The organism is Salinivibrio sp. HTSP (genome assembly GCF_003390965.1).
Classification (GTDB): domain Bacteria; phylum Pseudomonadota; class Gammaproteobacteria; order Enterobacterales; family Vibrionaceae; genus Salinivibrio; species Salinivibrio kushneri.
The window spans coordinates 1-18,274 of the sequence record NZ_PXUD01000030.1 but is presented as its reverse complement, the minus strand read 5'-3'; the positions used below and the strand labels follow the sequence as shown (position 1 = coordinate 18,274).

Here is an 18,274-nt window from a genome sequence, read left to right as displayed (position 1 = left end):
GTTATACGAAGCGGTTTATTCCTAAATTAGGTGCGGAAACTCGGCTCTACCTAGCTTCGGTCATTTTCATCCTAGCCACGCTGGCGCTCGGTCTTTTCGTCTCCACCCTCGCGAAGACCCAATTCCAGGCGACCCAGCTGACGATCTTCACCTTCCTGCCATCCATATTGCTGTCGGGCTTCATGTTCCCGTTCGACGGTATGCCGAGGCTGGCGCAGTGGATCGGCGAAGTGATTCCGCTGACCCATTACATACGACTGTCGCGCGGAATTCTGCTTCGTGGCGCCAACTTGTCCCAACTGCATTCCGAAATCTGGCCGCTGCTAGCCTTCTTCGGGGTATTCCTGGTGCTGGCGACACTGCGCTTCAACAAGCAGCTTGACTAGTAGGCATGCGGCTGAGCGTGACCTAATTAGCCGCATGGCCCACGGGAAATGCATGAACATCCGCGTTTATGAGAGAGTTCCCAGCCCAGTCGCGAGATACTCTTTAAATCGTTCCCACGCCCCTGCGTGGGAATGCATATGGATTTTGAATCATGGGCAGGATTCGCTACAAGAGCACCGAGCAATACTTGACCTCTGTTCTAACACTCGCGGACAGTATCAATACCTATAGCGAACAAGCCCTAGCCAGCGTAACGTTACACAGGTATGTGTGCTGTTTGTGTTTGAATGATAGCTAGAGCTAGATATGCGTTCCCACGCGGGAGCGTGGGAACGAGTAAAAATGCGCTCTTACAGAGCGTGCCTGGCATTGGCAGCATTGCAGCGGCATCTATCATCAATAACATCCCTGAGCTGGGCTATATCACTAACAAACAAGCGGCATCTCTCATTGGTGTTGCAACCGTGACCAAAGAAAGTGGGCGATATAAAGGAAAACGGGTGATTCAAGGTGGGCGTGCTCAAGTTCGTACCGTGTTGTATATGGCGATGATGTCTGCGATGCAATGTAACCCTGTTTTTAAAGCCACGTATACCCGATTGGTCGCCGCCGGAAAGCCGAAAAAGTCGCTATTATTGCCTGTGTGCGTAAGATGGTGGTGATCTTAAATTCGATGCTCAGAGACGGCGTAATGTGGGATAAAAATATCGCTAAAATTTAGCGATTGACGACATACTCGTTTGTTATATTCATTTGCTAAACTAGAACTTCTTTGAAAAACCGAGCAGTCCACAACAGTAGCTCTGACTCATTAGCTGAAGTCAAACCACCTTTCTCGAAGATATAACGATTGTCGACAAAAGCATTTTCGATATCATAGAGTACCGAACTCAACGGCATACAAGACACATTACATACATGTTTTTCAAACAATAAACTTAGATTTTTTTTACAATCTTCAGGTAGTTTATCAAACAAGGCACCGAGCTTATGCCCCTTAATATTACTCTTCGAAAATTGCCTAGTAATTTGAGCTCCGCCAACAGACAATACTAGCCTTTCTTCGGAAGAAGCTACTATCGACTTAATAAATAACTCAATTGAAAATGCAAGATTAGAGTTGTAAGCAAATCGAAAGTCATTAACTTCGACCGCCCTTTCCTCAGCAAGTTCAGCTACCAGCAGGTAACCTAACGCCGCATTCAATACTTCTTTATTAATCTTCATTGGTACTTCCAAACTCACCTTGAATATAACGCCCGCATTTGCGGCTGGTTTGGAGCGCAGCGGAAAACAGTCCGCCAACATGCGCTTATTAAATCTTAATTCTCTAACTTCTGCGATATATCTTCTGTAACATATGAGGTCATGGATACAATTAAATCCTTAACATATCTTACGATACCTTCCGAATCTTTAAGCATTATTGATTTGGCTTTCCAATCAAGACAGAGAGGGCTAGAAATACTATCCCAACTTTTATACGGTAATGATTCTTTCGAGTGAAATATAACTAAAGACCGTCTTGAAAATAGTAAAACGATTGTTAAGCAGTAGTTATCTAATGCTGCATACTTAGGTCTAAAGTGAAGTTTTAAAGCGCGAAGAGGTGACTCGGCGGTATACTCAAACCCATCGATAATTTGGCGTTCTTTCTCTATTTTCTCAAGCTTATAATCTTTATCATCGTTCAAACCAAATGCTGTTAAAGCAGCCAGTGAACCCAAAGCATCTCTATATCTGCTAGGTTTTCTCGGAACTTCAACGTATTCGTCCTTGAAGTATTTTTGTGTTGAATATGACGGTTCAGCAAACAAACCCTCTTTATTATTTTTATGGATCCATCGACCAATTTCGGTAGAATTAGGAATTTGATACGTAGTATCAAATTCAATCTCTTCGAAATCAAACAGAGCAGTTATCTCTGGTGGCCAAAAATCAGGCTGTAAGTTAATTTTTATCTGCTCAATATTAGCTGAAGCTTCCTCGTAGGAGCAATACTCTTCATTACTCTTTTGTTCTACAAATTCAAGTAAGCTGGTTTCAGCTTGAGGGTTTTCAAGGGCGCTTTCTTCTTTTCCCTCAGTTGTGTTAACAAGCTTCAATGTGGTTTTAGTATAGTCAAGTAAGTTAAGATCTACTTCCCCGAATATTTCGGTATTATCAGCTTGCACAACAAAGGTAGGTTTGGGGTAGCCCGATGACGCCATATCATCTGCGACGAACGCCATTATATCCCTATACCTTATTGGGCCTTCATGTTCTGATAAAGACTTACAAAAGCTATAGGTAAAATAGCTATAAACATCGGATGCAAGTGATGTTTCTTCAGAGCTCGACGAATGAAAGAAATAAAGTTTATTAAGATTATTTTCTTTAGCTGATTTCTCTAAGTAAGGTTTTATTTCTGAATCTGATTTTACATAAGAAGATCCAGAATAACAGGCATCTACTATCTTAACTGTAAGATCAGGATTTAAGTTCCTTATAAGACCATCTAGCTCAGTGTTCCTAAGACCTGTAACCTCCTTTCTATCTTCCTTGAAGTCAGAAAAAACATAAAAGAAATCATCATCATATCTTGCCCCATGTCCTGAATAATAAAATACGAGCTCAGATATTTCTTTAGCTTTATATTTATTTATAAATTCTGTCAGCTTCTGTTTAGCTTCAAAAGCCTTAGGAGAATTAGCAACTACACAGATATCATCGAACTTCTCCAATCGTTCAAAAACTCCTTGCATCACCTCAGCATCGTTTCTACAAGCACTCAATGAACTGCAGTTCTGATAATCACTTACCCCTACGATTATTGCCAACTTCACAAATTATTACTCCATTGATTATTCTGTAGACTTAACGCTAAGCTAAGCGGCGACCCGTCAGGGGCGTCCGGTGGACGGCCACCAGGCCGGGAACGTACTTAAGCGATTTGTTACGTGTCACGACGCGAAAGCCGTAATCAAGACACCAGCACCCGCAATAATTGCGGCGACAATCCCTAGAATCCAGTTCCGTTGCGTCTTTCTTCTCTCGTATTCAAAAACCAACCAGTTGTAAGGTGATGCATTGTCATAGCCAACAAATTGCGACTCTCTGATTGCGTTGATGAGTCGACTGGTTTTAATCTTTTTTATAGTCTTGTGGTTTCGAGTCCCGAGATTGACATACACGTCCTGCGCATCGGCACTCAAACCCTCCCAATTTGCCATAAGATACCTTCTTGAATTTCCGACGGACTTACCACGTAACGCCAAATTAAGGTGTGAACAACGCTAACCACCCTACCTAAAGCATTGTGCCATAAACACTAAACTGGCTTGAAGTGAAAGCGCTGAGCGTTGTGAATCACTCTTAAATTTATTGTTATGCCTGTCCTAAAACGTGCTCAATAAAAGCTGACTTTTTTCGACGATACTCTTCTTGAGCCCAACCTGTACAAGACATTTTGAGTTCATTGTATTGTTGGACCAACTCAGGGCTTTCACGTAGCTTGTCCCTAAACCTCACAAAGAAGTCAAACTCTGAGCCATTCGCTACGACTTGAAAAGCGACATCTTCACCTGAGCTATTTTCTAGCATACAAAGCTCCGGAGTTCTTAACGTATTGGATTTTTCGTTGAAACCTAATGTAGAAAGTAACTTCACTGCTTTTTCTAGCTCGTTACCGTTAACGCCAACAAGTATGTCTAGGTCTCCCTTAGATACAGCATTAGGGATAGAAGAAGCTCCAATATGCTCAATTGTTGCGCTTGGAAGTAAAGCGGCTATCTGAAGTTCATACTTACGATAGAGATTTTCACAAGATGCCTGATACTCATCTGCTTTGTAAAACTGCATATTTTCTCCCAAAAGGCATAACGCCCCAATCACGCGCCCAAATTGTTGGGTGCTTTTTGGTAATACACTGACGCAAAGCGGCAATCACCCAAAGCCGCGCGACGATTTGGGTCGCCTTGAATTGGTTTGTTATGCGCTACTAACCTCTGCGATACAAGGAAAAACTTTCATTTGCTTCTTTCGTGCATAGAGCGGTTGCAAACAAGTTAGCTCCAATTGAAGCTATGATTAGGTATGAATTACTGAGTAAAGACACACGAAAATCATACACGTCGTTATTTTCATTATAGAAAAGCAAGTCTACAAACACCGCCGAAGCCGCACACCCAAAAAGCCCGAATAAAGCCAAAACAAGACCTGCATAAAACTTAGATCTCCGACCATCAATTTGAATTACAGCGCATAAGGCTAAGAAAACAACAGCAAAAGTTAAAACTGATATACCTAATCCCAAATTAGACATGCTACCTCTCCATTAATAACAATTCGTTAGATATGGAACATTTAGCCATAAACTTGAGAGATTTTGTACTGAATTTAGAGACTTACACTGGCGCATAACATTGTATTAGTGCGCACGCACGATTTCCCAAAACCGTTATACGCACTCTTTTCTACCTAATAGACTGTTATTATTGGAATTTCTCACCTCTAGTGGATACTGCTCTTCCGTGAAAGTGTGCATGCCGCCTATCTCAACTCAGGCATTCACACTATCCCCAAGTATCAAGCTGTAACCTCATGACTTATAGACTCTTTTAATCATCCATTCTGGGATAGTGTGAACCTGTCACGGATAAACGCGCATGCTTTTGCTGTATCTAGCCAATAAGCTGGTTAACCATCCCATCCACTCACCACGCTACCGCCGATCAGTTGTCGGCACCTAACACGCCATTTATTGGCTACTTTTCGGGTTAGTGTATCAAGCGCTGTTTTGCTTTTCGTGCGCTATTGTCCAAAGTGTTAGATAAGCCATGTTTTGTGAAATGGGTGCGAAAAAAAGCGGCCTGGGTGGCCGCTTGGGGTCTCGACGTGGTTTACCCTACCGCGCAAAGCGAGTGGCGTGGAAGGCGAGGTGTTCATCAATAAAGGTATTGATGAAAAAGTAGCTGTGGTCGTAACCAGGTTGCATGCGCAAGGTGAGCGGAGAGTTGTGCTTCTCTGCCGCTTGTTTCAGGGCTTGCGGGTTAAGCTGCTCGGCCAAAAAGCCGTCGTTATCGCCTTGGTCCACCAGCATCGGCATGGCGGTGGGGCCTTGGGCGAGTAACACGGTGGCGTCGTAGGCTTGCCATGTTTGTTCGTCATCACCTAAATAGGCGCTAAAGGCCTGTTTGCCCCACGGGCACTCGGTAGGATGGCAAATCGGGCTGAACGCGGAAATGCTGCTGTAGCGTGATGGGTTACGCAAACCAATCACTAACGCGCCGTGGCCGCCCATGCTGTGTCCGGCAATCGCGCGCTGGTTGTTGACCGCAAAGTGCGATTCAATCAGCTCCGGCAGTTCGTGAGCAACGTAGTCGTACATCTGATAGTGCGACTGCCACGGCGCTTGGGTAGCATTGACATAAAACCCCGCCCCTTGGCCGAGATCGTACTGATTGGCGTCCGCCACGCTCTCGCCGCGTGGGCTGGTGTCTGGCGCTACAATCGCCATGCCCAAGGTGGCGGCTTGTTTAAACGCGCCGGCCTTTTGCATAAAGTTTTCGTCGGTGCAGGTCAGGCCCGAGAGCCAATAAAGCACCGGCACAGGTTGTTCTTTCGCTTTCTCTGGCAGAAAGATCGCAAAGGTCATTTTGCCGTTGGTGGTGCTTGAGTCATGCTGCCAACGTTGGTGCCAACCGCCTGCGACTTTGTTTTCGCTTATTTTTTCTAGTTGCATGGTTATTTTACCGCCGCGTTGCCACGGCGGCCGTCCTGTTATTGGTCCATGTGGATCACGCTGCGAATGCTTTTGCCTTCGTGCATCAGTTCAAAGGCGCGGTTTACTTCATCAAGGCCCATGGTGTAGCTAATAAATTCTTGCAGGCCAAACTCACCATCGAGGTAACGCTCGACAATGCCGGGCAGCTCTGAGCGGCCTTTTACGCCACCAAATGCCGATCCTTTCCAAACGCGCCCTGTCACCAGCTGGAACGGACGGGTCGAAATCTCTTGGCCTGCGCCAGCAACACCAATGATCACTGACTCTCCCCAGCCTTTGTGGCAGCACTCGAGCGCTTGACGCATCACATCCACATTGCCGATACATTCGAACGAGTAATCAACCCCGCCGTCAGTCATCTCCACAATCACTTGCTGGATAGGTTTGTCGTGGTCTTGAGGGTTAATCACATCGGTAGCGCCCAGCTGCTTGGCAAGGGTGAACTTGCTCTCATTAATATCAATGCCGATGATGCGGCTTGCGCCGGCCATACGGGCACCGATGATCGCTGACAGGCCAATGCCGCCCAAACCGAAAATCGCCACCGTGTCGCCTTTTTCTACTTTGGCGGTATTCATCACCGCGCCCATGCCGGTAGTCACGCCACAGCCGAGCAAGCAAACTTCTTCGAGCGGCGCGGCTTTGCTCACTTTCGCCAGTGAGATCTCGGGCAGTACCGTGTATTCCGAGAAGGTCGAGCAGCCCATGTAGTGGAAAATGGTCTCGCCGTTAATCGAAAAGCGTGAGGTGCCGTCTGGCATCAGGCCTTTGCCTTGGGTTTCACGCACTGCGCCACACAGGTTGGTTTTGCCAGATTGGCAGAATTTACACTCACCACATTCGGCGGTGTAAAGCGGGATCACATGGTCGCCCACTTCTACGCTGGTGACGCCCTCGCCGACCATTTCCACAATCCCACCGCCTTCGTGGCCGAGAATCGAGGGAAAGACGCCTTCAGGATCGTCGCCCGATAAGGTGAACGCATCGGTATGGCACACACCGGTAGCGACGATTCTGACCAACACCTCACCCGGCTTGGGCAGTTCAACGTCAACCTCTTCCATTTTTAGTGGTTGGCCTGGTCCCCAAGCAACCGCGGCTTTGGATTTGATATGTGTTTGTCCTGGCTGGATTGAGAGTGCCATTGAAGGTTCCTTTCTGTGCTTGTTAATTGCGTACCTGACTATGCTAACCAAGTTAGATTTAGTTATAATCCCGCAAATTTGAAAATTATTATTTCACTCACGTAATAATGTATATACGTGAATAATGACAGGATAGACAGCAATGGCGCCCCATTGGGAAGGACTTAACGAATTTTTATCGGTCGCCGAGCATGGCAGCTTCACCCAAGCGGCCAATAAACTCGATACCACAGTGGTGTCAGTGAGTCGTCGGGTGGCTGCGCTCGAGGCGTATTTAGGGGTGAAGCTGTTTCATCGTACTACGCGGAAGGTGTCGTTAACCGATGAGGGTGAGCTCTATTATCAACGCTGCCGACCGCTGATCGCGGCGTTGGTAGATGCCGAACAAACCATTACCCAGGCGCAGTCGTTACCTGCCGGGCAAATTCGTGTCACCGCACCGGTTAACTTTGGTGAGCAATATATCGCCCCACTGCTCGCACCATTTATGGTGGCGTATCCACAAGTGGCGGTGGATTTGCATCTAACCAACCGGCGAGTGGATATGACAGATACCGGCACCGATGTAGCGATCCGGATTGGCCACTTGCCGGACTCAAGCCTGAAAGCTAAGCGACTGGGGTCGCGACAATTAACCATCTGCGCCAGTCCAGGCTACTTGGCCTTAAATGGCCGCCCCGAGTCGCCCAGTACGCTCAGTCGCCACAGCTGCTTAGTGGGATCGAACGAGCATTGGCACTACCAAAGCGGCGGCAAGGTGCGCACGTTAACCGTGTCAGGCCGATTGCGCTGCAATTCAGGCGTAGCGCTGCTCAATGCCGCCAAACACGGTTTAGGATTGGCGCAACTGCCACATTATTACGTGCAATCCGCGTTGGTAAGCGGCGAGTTGGAAGAAGTATTAACCGATTATCGGGTGGACGATGAGGGCATTTGGGCGCTGTATCCAAGTGGGCGTCAATTACAACCCAAAATAGCCGCCTGGCTGGCATATCTTGCCGAGCACTTACCCGCCCAGCATCTACGAACAGGTGTTTAGAAACCTCTACTTTTTTAATGATTAAGCAAAAAAATCGCCAGCACAAGGCTGGCGATAAAGGTTACTGGGGTACACGCTGAATTAGTCGCGCGCTGCCCGCAATGTGTTCCCAGTGGGTTTAATTGCCGAGATTTTGAATGCGCCAACATGGTGGTCCAAGGTGCGTGCCAAACCGGCCAAGTCTTGGCTGCTCGCCTCAAGGCTGTGGCTATCATCCAGCCCGGCTTGCGCCGCTTGGTTGACCGTATCCATATTAACGTTGATTTCATTGGCCACGCTCGATTGCTCTTCGGTCGCCGTTGCCACATGGGTGTTCATGTCCAAGATGGTGCTGACTTGCGTAGCAATGCTTTCCAGTGCGGTCAGTGCTTGCTCAGTAGCACGGTTGCCTTCGGTAGTCAGCGCCTTGCTGGTATCCATGGCATCAACCGCGTTTTTCGCTTCTTGCTGAAGGTGATCAATGGTTGATTGAATCTCTTCGGTCGATTGCGAGGTTTTAGTCGCCAGGCTGCGCACTTCATCAGCCACCACCGCAAAGCCACGTCCCGCTTCGCCCGCGCGTGCCGCTTCAATGGCTGCGTTTAGGGCAAGCAAGTTAGTTTGCTCGGAGATCCCCCGGATCACATCCAGAATCGACACAATGGATTGGGTGCGTTCAGCCAGCGAGGTGATCACCGTCGACATATTGTCCATCTCGGTGTCGAGCTGGTTAATCGTCGCGGTTGCTTCGCTCAAGGTTTGCTTACCGGCTTCGGTTTCACTGTTGGCCGACGAAGCGGAATCTGCCGCATTCGAGGCGCTTTGTGAGATCTCATTGATGGTAGCAATCATCTCATTCATCGAGGTGACCACCAGCAAGGCTTGTTCGCTTTGCGACTCGCCACGTTTCAGTGAGTGCGCCGCTTTATCACGCAGCGATTCGGCCGAGCGCCCCAGCTCTTCACCGGTTTCCACCACATTGGCAATGATTTGGTCGATTTTTTCCACAAAGGTATTAAACGCCACCGAAATCCGGGTAATTTCGTTGTTGCCGGTCACCGGCAAGCGCACCGTTAAATCACCGTCGCCTTTGGAGATATCAGTCAGCGCATCCTCGAGGCCTTTTAGTGGCGCGAATAAACGGCCTAATAGCCATACCAACACCAGGGTACAACCGACAAAAATCAAGCCAATCGCGGTAAGCTGGGCAATGGCGATACCATTAGCAGCGCTGTCTACCTCAGTAATCGGGATGCCAACATCAAACGCGCCCCACAGGCGGCCATCGACATAAACCGGCATCATGATGTCGTATACCCACACCTCTTGCACATCGGCATACCAGCGAGAATGCTGCGGTTGGCCTTGGCCAGCCCCGGCGACGGTATAGTTATCGCTATACACCTTGCCAAGCTTTTGGGTGTCGCTGTGAGCGATGGCTTTGATGTTTTTATCAATCATCACCGCATAGCTGATGTCTTCGCGACTTTTAAGATCCGACACCATGTCTTGTAAATCGGCGGTGGGAGTAGAGGAGTTTTCTAGAATGTATTCAGCACGATCGGCCAGGAGCTCAGCCTGTGCTTGCGAACGCTTGAGAATAATGTTGTCAATCTCGTCATGCGAGATAAAGGTGGTTGCGGTGATACTGGCAATTGCCGCAACGGCAAACATGGCGCATACCACGATCAGGATGAGTTTTTTCACTTCGCTGACTTCCTATCTGTGCATCGTAACAGCCATGGAGCATAGCGACAGGTCGGAGGAGAAACAAGCGATACCTCGCAAAAGTCAAATTAGGATGAGATGTTTACCGCAAAAATAATCACTATTAATTGACTAAAGCGAGGAAGGTATTCGGTCGTTCATACGCTTACGCGGCACCAAACCGGGTCGCGGAAAAGCAGTTAAGCAGCTTATGCACCATAAAACACAACATCAAGGTGAGCACAATCGCTACCAGGTTACTACTCACTCTGTATAAGGCATCATACATAAAGTCTTGGTTGGGACTTAAGTATTGCCCGAATAAGATCCCAAGCGTAGCCATGGCACCAAACCCCACACCTGAGCCCCCGGCCTCTTTTAAGTGGGCTTTGGCAAACAGCATGGTGCCTATCCATAGCAGCGGGATCACTAAAATCAGCACGTTAAACCAATCATATAATATTACTTGGCAGCCAATGCCGTAGGCGACGCCGAGCACTGTGCCTATCGCCCGTTTTCGTGCATAGCTGAGCGAGCCATTCCAGTGCATCGGAAACAGCAACAACACAGTGGTGGCTTGCGCTGAAATCGAATCGCGCAAGTCAAATATCTGGAAGATGAAAAACGAGACCGTCGCTAAGGTCGCGCCCATTAGCGCTTCGTGGCGCATCCGGTGCGATTGTTTTCCCCCTGCCGGTGCAGCTGGTGGCTGACGCGGCGTCACATCGGGAATTAACCAGGTCACTAAATACGCCACCGCGACCGATAACACATTGGCGCCCAGGTTACCAAAGATTAAGGTGTTAATGGGTAAATCGGGATAGCTGGCAAAGTGCAGCATAATGCTGAGGCTTAAAACACTGTTGGCCCCAAAGAGGAAAAAGCGCCCTTTGGACATACAGGCAAACTTATAGGTGAAGAGCAAGAACACCAGCGGTGTCATTAACCCAGGATGCGCGCCAAACAATCCCCCTAGCAGCCCGACCTCTATCCCACTGATCACCGCCGAGGCGAGCAATTGCCGTGCCGCGCGACCGTTAATCACTGGGACAAGGCCAAGCAACAACATCGGCGTGACAGTAAAAAACACTCCGAAGCTAAAACCGAAAAACTTACACACCGCAAAACCGAGCGTCGCACCTGTGGCAATGCGCGCGCACTGGCGCACATCGTTATCGCTTAAGGGGTGATGCCATAACCTCATCGTCAGCTCCCCCTTAGTAGATGTAGTGCAGCATACTCAAAAAGCCGACTTGCGCGCTGGCCAGCCACTGCGTCACCGCGCTTTCAGGCATTATCTGAACCGTGGCGCGTGCGCCTGTTGGCAAGGCGTGATCAGGCCATTCGTCGAGTTGAATGTGTAGACGCATTCGCTGTGCATCACGCACCCAGCGGTTGGAGTTTGAAGGCGACGCCAGTTGGCCATTGGCGTCGATTTGTCCGGCACTGACTCCGGCATCAACACTGCTCACGTGTCCCGCGTACAGTTTGCCCGGCTCGCTATCAAATGTGACATTCACTGCGGTACCCGTCTGTACATCGCGCACACTTTTTTCACGAAAATCGGCAATCACATCGGCGCGCTCAGACACCAAGGCCATCAGCGGTTTGCCCGCACTGGCATACGCCCCCACATCCAGCTGCAAGTTCGTCACGATCCCATCATGGCTGGCTTTAACGGTGGTGTAGGATTGATTCAATTGCGCTTTCTTTAACTTACTCAGCGCCACTTGTTCAGCGATATTGCTCGCACCATCGCCACCGCGTTGGATCTGGAGGGCACTCACACGCGCTTTCGCCGCTTCCCATTTGGCGCGAGCGGTATTAGCGGCGCTGATCGCATCATCACGCTGCTGCTGAGAGACGCCATTTTTGGCAAACAAGGCTTTTAAACGTTTCGCTTCACGCGCTTTTTGTGCCAATACTGATGCCAATGCTGAGACATCTTCCCGCGCAGCCATTAGTGAGGCATCCAACTGGGCGTTCGTTTGTCTCGCTTGGGCCAGGGCGAGCTTGGCTTGGTCGACGGCGATGCGATAAGGCGCACGCTCAATTTTAAATAGTACATCGCCTTTTTGAACGCGCTGGTTGTTTTCTACTGCCAAGGCGCTAACCGGCCCACTGACTTGCGGGGCCACTTTAGTCACCGTGCGTGTCACCATCGCGTGGGGCGTTAGTGGCATCAGGTTATCCGCCGCCAAAAAGTAGCCAAAGATCAACACAAAACTGAGGGCGGCGACTTTTACCCAACGCGCAAATTTTTCATCTGGTGTCATTCGTCTTTCTTACCTCTATTACTTATTATTCTGTGCCGTGGTCATCTGCGGTGGTGGCGGTATAGTCCATCGCATTTTGATTAATAGTGACTAACACCCGCTCCAAGGCATCAAAATCTTCAGCCGCGATACCCGAGAGCAAATGCTTGCGCACCCGCAATACCCGCGCTTCGATGCGAGACATGAGTTCACTGCCACTGGCGGTGACATGCACGGTACGGGTGCGCTTATCCTCAGGCGAGCAGCGCCGTGTGATCAGCCCCTGCGCTTCCAAATGCTTCAAGGTGCGCATTAGCGAGCCCAATTCAATTTCCAGCGCCAGTGCCAATTCACTTTGGCTGATGCCATCCCCCAGACGGCGCAACATCCAAAGCGCACTCCAGCGCGGATAGCTCAGCCCCAGAGGTTCAAGCTCTGAATTCGCCACACGGCGCCATAATCGCGCCGTGCGCCCTAAGTGCTCAGCAATCGACATGTGTTCGGGATTGGGCGATGTCATCGAGTTTTCCTTCCATCGTGAAAATACTTAGCATGCTAAGTAATACCAGGCAGGTACTATAAAATAGTTAGCAGGCTAAGTAAACAGAAAGGTGATGTGCATCACAAAAAAGTGACAGACTGGCTGAGGGAAACGTGCTCGCTGCTCCCCGCCATCTCTGGTAATCTATCGTGCGTCATCTTTTTGTTTGTAAAGGAATTACCATGCAAGATCTGTGGGATCGCCACCTCCGTTATCGCAGCCATCATGTTGATGTACCGCTGGATCATAGTGACGTTGATAGCCCCTCAATCTCGATTTTCGCCCGCGAAGTGGTGGATACACGTAAAAATGAACAAGACTTACCCTGGCTGGTGTATTTTCAAGGTGGTCCTGGTATGGAGTCACCTCGCCCTAATGGGGCGAGCGGTTGGCTAAAACGGGCACTAGACGATTACCGCGTGTTGTTGCTCGACCAACGCGGCACGGGCTTAAGCTCGCCGGTGAATCACCAAACGCTTGCCCACCTCACAGCCGCCGAGCAAGCGGACTACCTGAGCCATTTTCGTGCCGATAGCATCGTGAAAGACGCCGAGTGTTTGCGTGAGGCGTTAGGCATCAAGCAATGGGCGATCCTGGGTCAAAGCTTTGGTGGCTTTTGTGCGCTTACCTATTTATCGTACTTTCCGCAATCGCTGTCGCGCGCGTTCGTCACTGGCGGCATTCCACCGATTGAAGGACACGCCGATGCGGTATATCAAAAAACCTATCAGCGGGTGGAAGATAAGAACCAGCAGTTTTTCGCCCAATTCCCGGACGCACAAGCCCGCTGTCACGAGATTGCCCAGTATCTGCAAAACAATGCGGTGACACTGCCAAACGGTCAGCCGTTTACGGTGGAGCAGTTCCAAACCATTGGCCTGAATCTTGGCCGCGGTCATGCCGGGCTGCCGCTTTACTATTTATTGGAACGAGCCTTTATTGAGGTGAATGGCGAGCGTGTGCTGAGCTATCCATTCCTTGATGCGATGCAGGCAGAACAAGGGTATTTAACCAATCCGTTCTACGCTATTTTGCATGAATCGATTTACTGCCAGCAGCAGGCGTCGCAGTGGTCAGCCCATCGGGTACGCGATCAGTTCCCGCAGTTCCACTACCAGCCCGACCAGCCTTTCCGCTTTACCGGTGAAATGGTCTATCCATGGATGTTTGATCAACTCGCCACACTCAAACCACTCAAAGACGCCGCCATGCTACTGGCGGAAAAAACCGATTGGCCGGCGCTTTATGATCTCGAGGCACTCAAGTGCAACATGGTGCCGCTCGCCTGTGCCACCTATGTGGATGATATGTTTGTCGAGTTCGATTATTCCCGTCAAACCTTGGCGAAGATTGCTAACAGCCAAGCGTGGATGACTAACGAGTACGAGCACAATGGCATTGGCGTCGATGGCGAGCGTATTTTGGATCGATTAATCGATATCGGCGATAACCTAGCTGCCCTTCATGGTTAATGACGTCTTACTTTAGCGATAATGACGGCCATGCCTCAACGACTCAGGCATGGCCACACCGCTGTCTACTCTTCGATTAGGTCAGAGCAGAAATTTTCAGCGCAACAAACTGTGATCTAATTCAAATCAATTATTGGCGCTGATAAAGCTGATACGCTAGTTGTTAATACGGTGCACACCGGTTAAACGTATAAAAATATTCGCTTACGACTGTCTCATTAATGTATCGCTTACTCCCGCGGGTTTTGTCTTTATCACTGGGCAATGAAGCATCTGTCAAGCGCTTGCATGTTCCGTTAATTGGCGTAGTATAAATGCGTTCTCTCAGGGAACAGGACGTTCCCAGCACGATGTTGGCGTAGGAAGTTGTGCCACCGTACATCGTCACTTTTCTTTTCACACTTTGCGTTCACACAGATGAAAATTGTAAGTAAAACAGGCAAGAAGAGAGCCATCTTTTACAAATCTAGTGTTTTCTTTGATAAATTATGGTCTCGCGATAAAACGCCCGTTTCTATCCTTTTACTCGCGGTAGTCATTGGCTTTTTAGGTGGCGTGGTGGTCACCCTTTTCGAACTCGCCATCCATTCACTGTCTCAATCCAGAACCGACTGGCTAGACAGCAATATCAGCTCGATGCTCCCTTTAGGCGTGATCGCGTTTCTCATTAGCGCAGGACTCGCCTTGGTCGGCTATTGGCTTGTCCATCGTTTTGCCCCTGAAGCGGCAGGGTCTGGTATCCCAGAAGTTGAGGGCGCGATGGAAGGCATTCGCCCCTCACGGTGGTGGCGAGTTATCCCGGTGAAATTTTTTGGCGGTTTAGGCGCGTTGGGCTCGGGGATGATTCTCGGCCGCGAAGGCCCGAGTGTGCAAATTGGTGCCAATATTGGCCGAATGGTCACCGACACCTGCCGCATCAAAGACAGAAACAGTAATCAAACACTGCTTGCATCCGGGGCTGCCGCCGGTCTTGCGGCGGCTTTTAACGCGCCACTGGCGGCGATCATGTTTGTGGTTGAGGAAATGCGACCGCAATTTCGCTATACCCTGATTTCTATTAAAGCGGTGATTATCGCCGCAATTGTCGCAGACATTGTTTTTCGGTATATCAATGGCCAGGAAGCAGTGATCGTGCTGCCACAATACGAAACCCCACCGCTCCTTTCTCTTTGGTTCTTTCTCGCCCTCGGTTGCTGCTTCGGCGTGTTTGGCGTGTTGTTTAACTTTTTGACTATTCGCTTTCAGGATTTTTTCCAGCGCTTTTATCAAAAAAGCCAAACACGGATCTGGCTAGTCGGTGCCACCTTAGGTGGCTTTTTTGGTCTGCTACTTATCTACGCCCCTGAGCTGACCCATGGCGGGATTAACTTGGTGCCGGACTTCGTCACCCTCAATTATTCAATCAGTGCCCTGCTGTTTATCTTTATGGCGCGCACATTACTGACAGTGATTTGCTTTAGCTCGGGTGCGCCTGGGGGCATTTTTGCGCCCATGCTGGCGCTAGGCACCTTGTTAGGCACTGTTTATGGGTTAGTGATTGCCAATATGTACCCAGAAATGGGCATAGAGCCGGGGATGTTTGCCATTGCTGGCATGGGTGCCTTATTTGCGGCCACGGTGCGCGCGCCGATTACCGGTATTTTGTTGGTGATTGAAATGACCAACAACTATTATCTGATTTTGCCGTTAATCATCACCACCCTCGGTGCCACCTTGGTCGCACAGTTGCTGGGCGGACAACCGATTTATACCGAGCTATTACGTCGCAAAGTGCGCGAGCAAAAGCTGCGGATAGAAAACGCGTCTCAATAAGTGGCGCCATGTTTTTCGAGTAAAGCAGCCATTTCACCGCTCTTTTTCATTTTACCTATGCTGGCGTCCAATCGCTCAAGAAGTGCCTGATGCCGCTGATGAATCGCCAAATAGATGGGGATGGACTCGATAGGGTTATCCCCCATGCGCACATTAGTTAGTTGCTCTTTTTCAATAATGCTTGCCACGCCCACATAAGCCACCATGGCTTGTACCCGATTGCTATTGACCATATTCAACGCGGCGCGCTCACTCCTCGCACCGACCATTTCCCACTGGTACTTATCCGCAATCATTTGCGCTACTTGGTCACCAATCACTCCCACTACACGTTGATAGTCTTGAGGGTTGCCAACATATGTATGGCCAAACAGGTGATAACCGACGGAAAACAGTGATTCACTCGGATAAAGCGCCTGAGGCGTGTCCTGGTAGACCAACCGCGTGCGTCCAAAATCAATATCAATGATCCCTTTAGCGAGTGCATTCTCTGCCCGTGCTAACGGCATTTCTATCCAAGCGAGTTCGATTTGTGGGTCAACCGAGTCAAAAACCCGCTCGACGATCGCTTTGGTCGCGGATGACATTGCACCCGTATGATCGCGATATGCAACAGTGAGTGTGTTTGCCAGTCCACTCAACGGCAACCAGCAAACCATTAATATCCACCATCTCGTCACAGTGCCGCCTCAGATTATCTTTGCACTCTTAGAGATTAGAAGACAGGAGAAGTGTCGTCCATGTGCAGAACGTGACACTGTCACGAAGCATCGGTAGCTATGCACTCGAGAGAGGCTGTAATATCTTCAGACACGACGCGCGACTGGGTAACTCACCAAATTCGGCGCGCACGATCAGCCCCTCTAATAACGTCATCACGGTGTCGACATCCTCAGACCCGACAATGCCTTCAATCATATTGCGAATTTTGCGCTTATGCGCTTTGGCAATCGCTGTAACTTGGCTGTCTGTACTGCTCTTAAATTCTCCAATCGCGTGCATAAACATACAACCTTTGAAGTCGTCTTGTTTGAACCACGCCAGATGCCAATCCAGTAAAGCCGTCAATTGGGCATCTTTATCCTGATGCGCATCAATAGCCTGCTGCAGCCCTTGTTCAAATCTTGTATGGCGCGCTTGCAGCACAGCCTCAATCAAGGCCGACTTAGCGCCAAAGTGCCGGTACATTGAGGTCTTTGAGACCGCGGCTTCATCACGGATTTTGTCGACGCCCACGGCGGTGTAACCAAACTGATTAAATAACGACTCGGCCACCGCCAAGATGTGATCGCGTTTGCTCATCATGCTCTCCAAAAAAGACTTGTCATAAAGTGTACCGATCTGTACTCTTCAAAACAATGTGTACAGATCGGTACACACCGTTCAACCATTGAAGGAGCGAGTATGAAACGACTAAAAGGTGGCGGTGCGTTACCGCCTAAACCCACTTGGATTCAACTGACAAAAGGCTTACTGGGTGGATTTTTTGGCATTCTCACCTTAGCTGTGCTGAATCAAACCACTGGCGTGCCTTGGCTGATGGCTCCCTTTGGCGCAACCTGTGTGATTTTATTTGCGGCACCTCAATCACCGCTCGCGCAACCGAGAAATGTGATTGTGGGTCACTTACTGACCGCCAGTGTGGGGCTGGCCATGCTGTATGGCGTGGGAAATGAAAGCTGGATGATCGCACTGGCAGTTGGCCTTGCGATTATGCTGATGCAAGCCTGCCGCGCCGTTCACCCACCGGCAGGAGCGAATCCACTGGTAATCATGCTAGCGGGGACTCAGGTGGTAGGCATCGATTATTTGTTTACGCCCGTGCTCGCAGGCAGTGTCGCACTGGTAACCATTGCAGCAGTGATCAACAACCTCGGTGAACCACATCATTGGCCTGTGTATTGGCATGGGATCAAGCGGGGCTAAAAGAACTCGGTTCCTGAGTCGTACAAGGCTCAGGAACCACTTTTAAAAGCTCAAGAAATTGGCGCCTTTTCTATGAGTACCGTCCCCGACGCATCCGACTCATCCGTAATAAAAATACAAGTGTGATATTTATCACTCTATGAATCATTATTGACCAGACTAGTAGTGTGATATTTATCACTCTAGTTTTTTATTTCACTATTCTAAAAAAATAAAGAGTGATCTGTATCACTATAAATTTTATAAT

At 49.2% G+C, this 18,274-nt stretch carries 18 protein-coding genes and 1 pseudogene; 6 read left to right on the top strand and 13 right to left on the bottom strand.

Going from position 1 to position 18,274, the window contains the following annotated elements; all coding sequences use genetic code 11:
* Together C7A19_RS06520 and C7A19_RS06515 are read left to right on the top strand one after the other, a co-directional pair.
* Positions 1-386: ABC transporter permease (locus C7A19_RS06520; RefSeq protein WP_155522550.1), on the top strand; the 386-nt coding region annotated here is incomplete at its 5' end.
* A gap of 336 nt (positions 387-722) precedes the next feature.
* Positions 723-1,108, top strand: a pseudogene (locus C7A19_RS06515) (transposase); the annotation flags it as partial.
* 35 nt (positions 1,109-1,143) lie between these two features.
* On the opposite strand, the gene C7A19_RS06510 reads toward C7A19_RS06515, so the two are convergent.
* The 7 genes from C7A19_RS06510 to C7A19_RS06480 all read right to left on the bottom strand — a co-directional run bounded on the left by C7A19_RS06510 (position 1,144) and on the right by C7A19_RS06480 (position 7,296).
* On the bottom strand, positions 1,144-1,614 hold the full coding sequence (locus C7A19_RS06510) for a hypothetical protein (protein WP_155522549.1): 471 nt from the start codon (positions 1,612-1,614) through the stop codon (positions 1,144-1,146).
* A 95-nt stretch (positions 1,615-1,709) separates the two neighbouring features.
* Positions 1,710-3,212 (bottom strand): caspase family protein, encoded by a 1,503-nt coding sequence (locus C7A19_RS06505; protein WP_116644486.1) that lies wholly within the window; start codon positions 3,210-3,212, stop codon positions 1,710-1,712.
* 117 nt (positions 3,213-3,329) lie between these two features.
* Entirely contained in the window at positions 3,330-3,599 is a 270-nt protein-coding gene (locus tag C7A19_RS06500; RefSeq protein WP_116644485.1) for a hypothetical protein, read from the bottom strand.
* Positions 3,600-3,753: 154 nt separating this feature from the next.
* Positions 3,754-4,227 carry a GrpB family protein gene (locus tag C7A19_RS06495; RefSeq protein ID WP_116644484.1) on the bottom strand — a complete coding sequence of 158 codons (474 nt, stop codon included), beginning with the start codon at positions 4,225-4,227 and terminating at the stop codon, positions 3,754-3,756.
* Positions 4,228-4,366: 139 nt separating this feature from the next.
* Positions 4,367-4,690, bottom strand: a complete 324-nt coding sequence (locus tag C7A19_RS06490; protein ID WP_077650317.1) for a hypothetical protein — start codon at positions 4,688-4,690, stop codon at positions 4,367-4,369.
* 582 nt (positions 4,691-5,272) lie between these two features.
* Positions 5,273-6,109, bottom strand: coding sequence for an S-formylglutathione hydrolase (gene fghA / locus C7A19_RS06485; protein ID WP_116644483.1), 837 nt, complete (start codon positions 6,107-6,109; stop codon positions 5,273-5,275).
* Between the two features lie 38 nt (positions 6,110-6,147).
* Positions 6,148-7,296 carry an S-(hydroxymethyl)glutathione dehydrogenase/class III alcohol dehydrogenase gene (locus C7A19_RS06480; protein WP_116644482.1) on the bottom strand — a complete coding sequence of 383 codons (1,149 nt, stop codon included), beginning with the start codon at positions 7,294-7,296 and terminating at the stop codon, positions 6,148-6,150.
* Positions 7,297-7,438: 142 nt separating this feature from the next.
* Here C7A19_RS06480 and C7A19_RS06475 point away from each other — a divergent pair, with 142 nt between their 5' ends.
* Complete coding sequence (locus tag C7A19_RS06475) at positions 7,439-8,335, top strand: LysR family transcriptional regulator (protein WP_116644481.1); 897 nt, start codon at positions 7,439-7,441, stop codon at positions 8,333-8,335.
* Between the two features lie 81 nt (positions 8,336-8,416).
* Here the strand turns inward: C7A19_RS06475 and C7A19_RS06470 are convergent, their stop codons facing one another.
* The 4 genes from C7A19_RS06470 to C7A19_RS06455 all read right to left on the bottom strand — a co-directional run bounded on the left by C7A19_RS06470 (position 8,417) and on the right by C7A19_RS06455 (position 12,796).
* Positions 8,417-10,021, bottom strand: coding sequence for a methyl-accepting chemotaxis protein (locus tag C7A19_RS06470; RefSeq protein ID WP_116644480.1), 1,605 nt, complete (start codon positions 10,019-10,021; stop codon positions 8,417-8,419).
* A gap of 166 nt (positions 10,022-10,187) precedes the next feature.
* Positions 10,188-11,225 carry a DUF2955 domain-containing protein gene (locus C7A19_RS06465; protein WP_077520664.1) on the bottom strand — a complete coding sequence of 346 codons (1,038 nt, stop codon included), beginning with the start codon at positions 11,223-11,225 and terminating at the stop codon, positions 10,188-10,190.
* 13 nt (positions 11,226-11,238) lie between these two features.
* Positions 11,239-12,297, bottom strand: coding sequence for an HlyD family secretion protein (locus C7A19_RS06460; protein ID WP_077651165.1), 1,059 nt, complete (start codon positions 12,295-12,297; stop codon positions 11,239-11,241).
* A 25-nt stretch (positions 12,298-12,322) separates the two neighbouring features.
* Positions 12,323-12,796: a MarR family transcriptional regulator gene (locus C7A19_RS06455; RefSeq protein ID WP_077486761.1), complete on the bottom strand. Its 474-nt coding sequence runs from the start codon at positions 12,794-12,796 to the stop codon at positions 12,323-12,325.
* A 203-nt stretch (positions 12,797-12,999) separates the two neighbouring features.
* On the opposite strand from C7A19_RS06455, the gene C7A19_RS06450 reads away from it, so the two are divergent.
* Positions 13,000-14,289 carry an alpha/beta fold hydrolase gene (locus C7A19_RS06450; RefSeq protein ID WP_116644479.1) on the top strand — a complete coding sequence of 430 codons (1,290 nt, stop codon included), beginning with the start codon at positions 13,000-13,002 and terminating at the stop codon, positions 14,287-14,289.
* 417 nt (positions 14,290-14,706) lie between these two features.
* Positions 14,707-16,101, top strand: a complete 1,395-nt coding sequence (gene clcA, locus C7A19_RS06445) for a H(+)/Cl(-) exchange transporter ClcA (RefSeq protein WP_116644478.1) — start codon at positions 14,707-14,709, stop codon at positions 16,099-16,101.
* On the opposite strand, the gene C7A19_RS06440 is transcribed toward clcA, so the two are convergent.
* Positions 16,095-16,760 carry a transporter substrate-binding domain-containing protein gene (locus C7A19_RS06440; protein ID WP_116644477.1) on the bottom strand — a complete coding sequence of 222 codons (666 nt, stop codon included), beginning with the start codon at positions 16,758-16,760 and terminating at the stop codon, positions 16,095-16,097. The genes clcA and C7A19_RS06440 overlap by 7 nt on opposite strands.
* A 118-nt stretch (positions 16,761-16,878) precedes the next feature.
* Positions 16,879-17,403, bottom strand: a complete 525-nt coding sequence (locus C7A19_RS06435; protein WP_077658983.1) for a TetR/AcrR family transcriptional regulator — start codon at positions 17,401-17,403, stop codon at positions 16,879-16,881.
* 102 nt (positions 17,404-17,505) lie between these two features.
* Between C7A19_RS06435 and C7A19_RS06430 the strand changes: the two genes are divergently transcribed.
* Positions 17,506-18,027, top strand: a complete 522-nt coding sequence (locus C7A19_RS06430) for an HPP family protein (RefSeq protein WP_116644476.1) — start codon at positions 17,506-17,508, stop codon at positions 18,025-18,027.
* Positions 18,028-18,274: the final 247 nt, after the last annotated feature.

Bases quoted from the DNA above. Each gene is read 5' to 3' on its own strand.
- C7A19_RS06435 (WP_077658983.1), bottom strand. From the start codon at position 17,403: ATGAGCAAACGCGATCACATCTTGGCGGTGGCCGAGTCGTTATTTAAT.
- C7A19_RS06430 (WP_116644476.1), top strand. From the start codon at position 17,506: ATGAAACGACTAAAAGGTGGCGGTGCGTTACCGCCTAAACCCACTTGG.
- C7A19_RS06480 (WP_116644482.1), bottom strand. From the start codon at position 7,296: ATGGCACTCTCAATCCAGCCAGGACAAACACATATCAAATCCAAAGCC.
- C7A19_RS06475 (WP_116644481.1), top strand. From the start codon at position 7,439: ATGGCGCCCCATTGGGAAGGACTTAACGAATTTTTATCGGTCGCCGAG.
- C7A19_RS06455 (WP_077486761.1), bottom strand. From the start codon at position 12,796: ATGACATCGCCCAATCCCGAACACATGTCGATTGCTGAGCACTTAGGG.
- fghA (WP_116644483.1), bottom strand. From the start codon at position 6,109: ATGCAACTAGAAAAAATAAGCGAAAACAAAGTCGCAGGCGGTTGGCAC.
- C7A19_RS06440 (WP_116644477.1), bottom strand. From the start codon at position 16,760: ATGGTTTGCTGGTTGCCGTTGAGTGGACTGGCAAACACACTCACTGTT.
- C7A19_RS06500 (WP_116644485.1), bottom strand. From the start codon at position 3,599: ATGGCAAATTGGGAGGGTTTGAGTGCCGATGCGCAGGACGTGTATGTC.
- C7A19_RS06460 (WP_077651165.1), bottom strand. From the start codon at position 12,297: ATGACACCAGATGAAAAATTTGCGCGTTGGGTAAAAGTCGCCGCCCTC.
- C7A19_RS06510 (WP_155522549.1), bottom strand. From the start codon at position 1,614: ATGAAGATTAATAAAGAAGTATTGAATGCGGCGTTAGGTTACCTGCTG.
- C7A19_RS06490 (WP_077650317.1), bottom strand. From the start codon at position 4,690: ATGTCTAATTTGGGATTAGGTATATCAGTTTTAACTTTTGCTGTTGTT.
- C7A19_RS06450 (WP_116644479.1), top strand. From the start codon at position 13,000: ATGCAAGATCTGTGGGATCGCCACCTCCGTTATCGCAGCCATCATGTT.
- clcA (WP_116644478.1), top strand. From the start codon at position 14,707: ATGAAAATTGTAAGTAAAACAGGCAAGAAGAGAGCCATCTTTTACAAA.
- C7A19_RS06465 (WP_077520664.1), bottom strand. From the start codon at position 11,225: ATGAGGTTATGGCATCACCCCTTAAGCGATAACGATGTGCGCCAGTGC.
- C7A19_RS06495 (WP_116644484.1), bottom strand. From the start codon at position 4,227: ATGCAGTTTTACAAAGCAGATGAGTATCAGGCATCTTGTGAAAATCTC.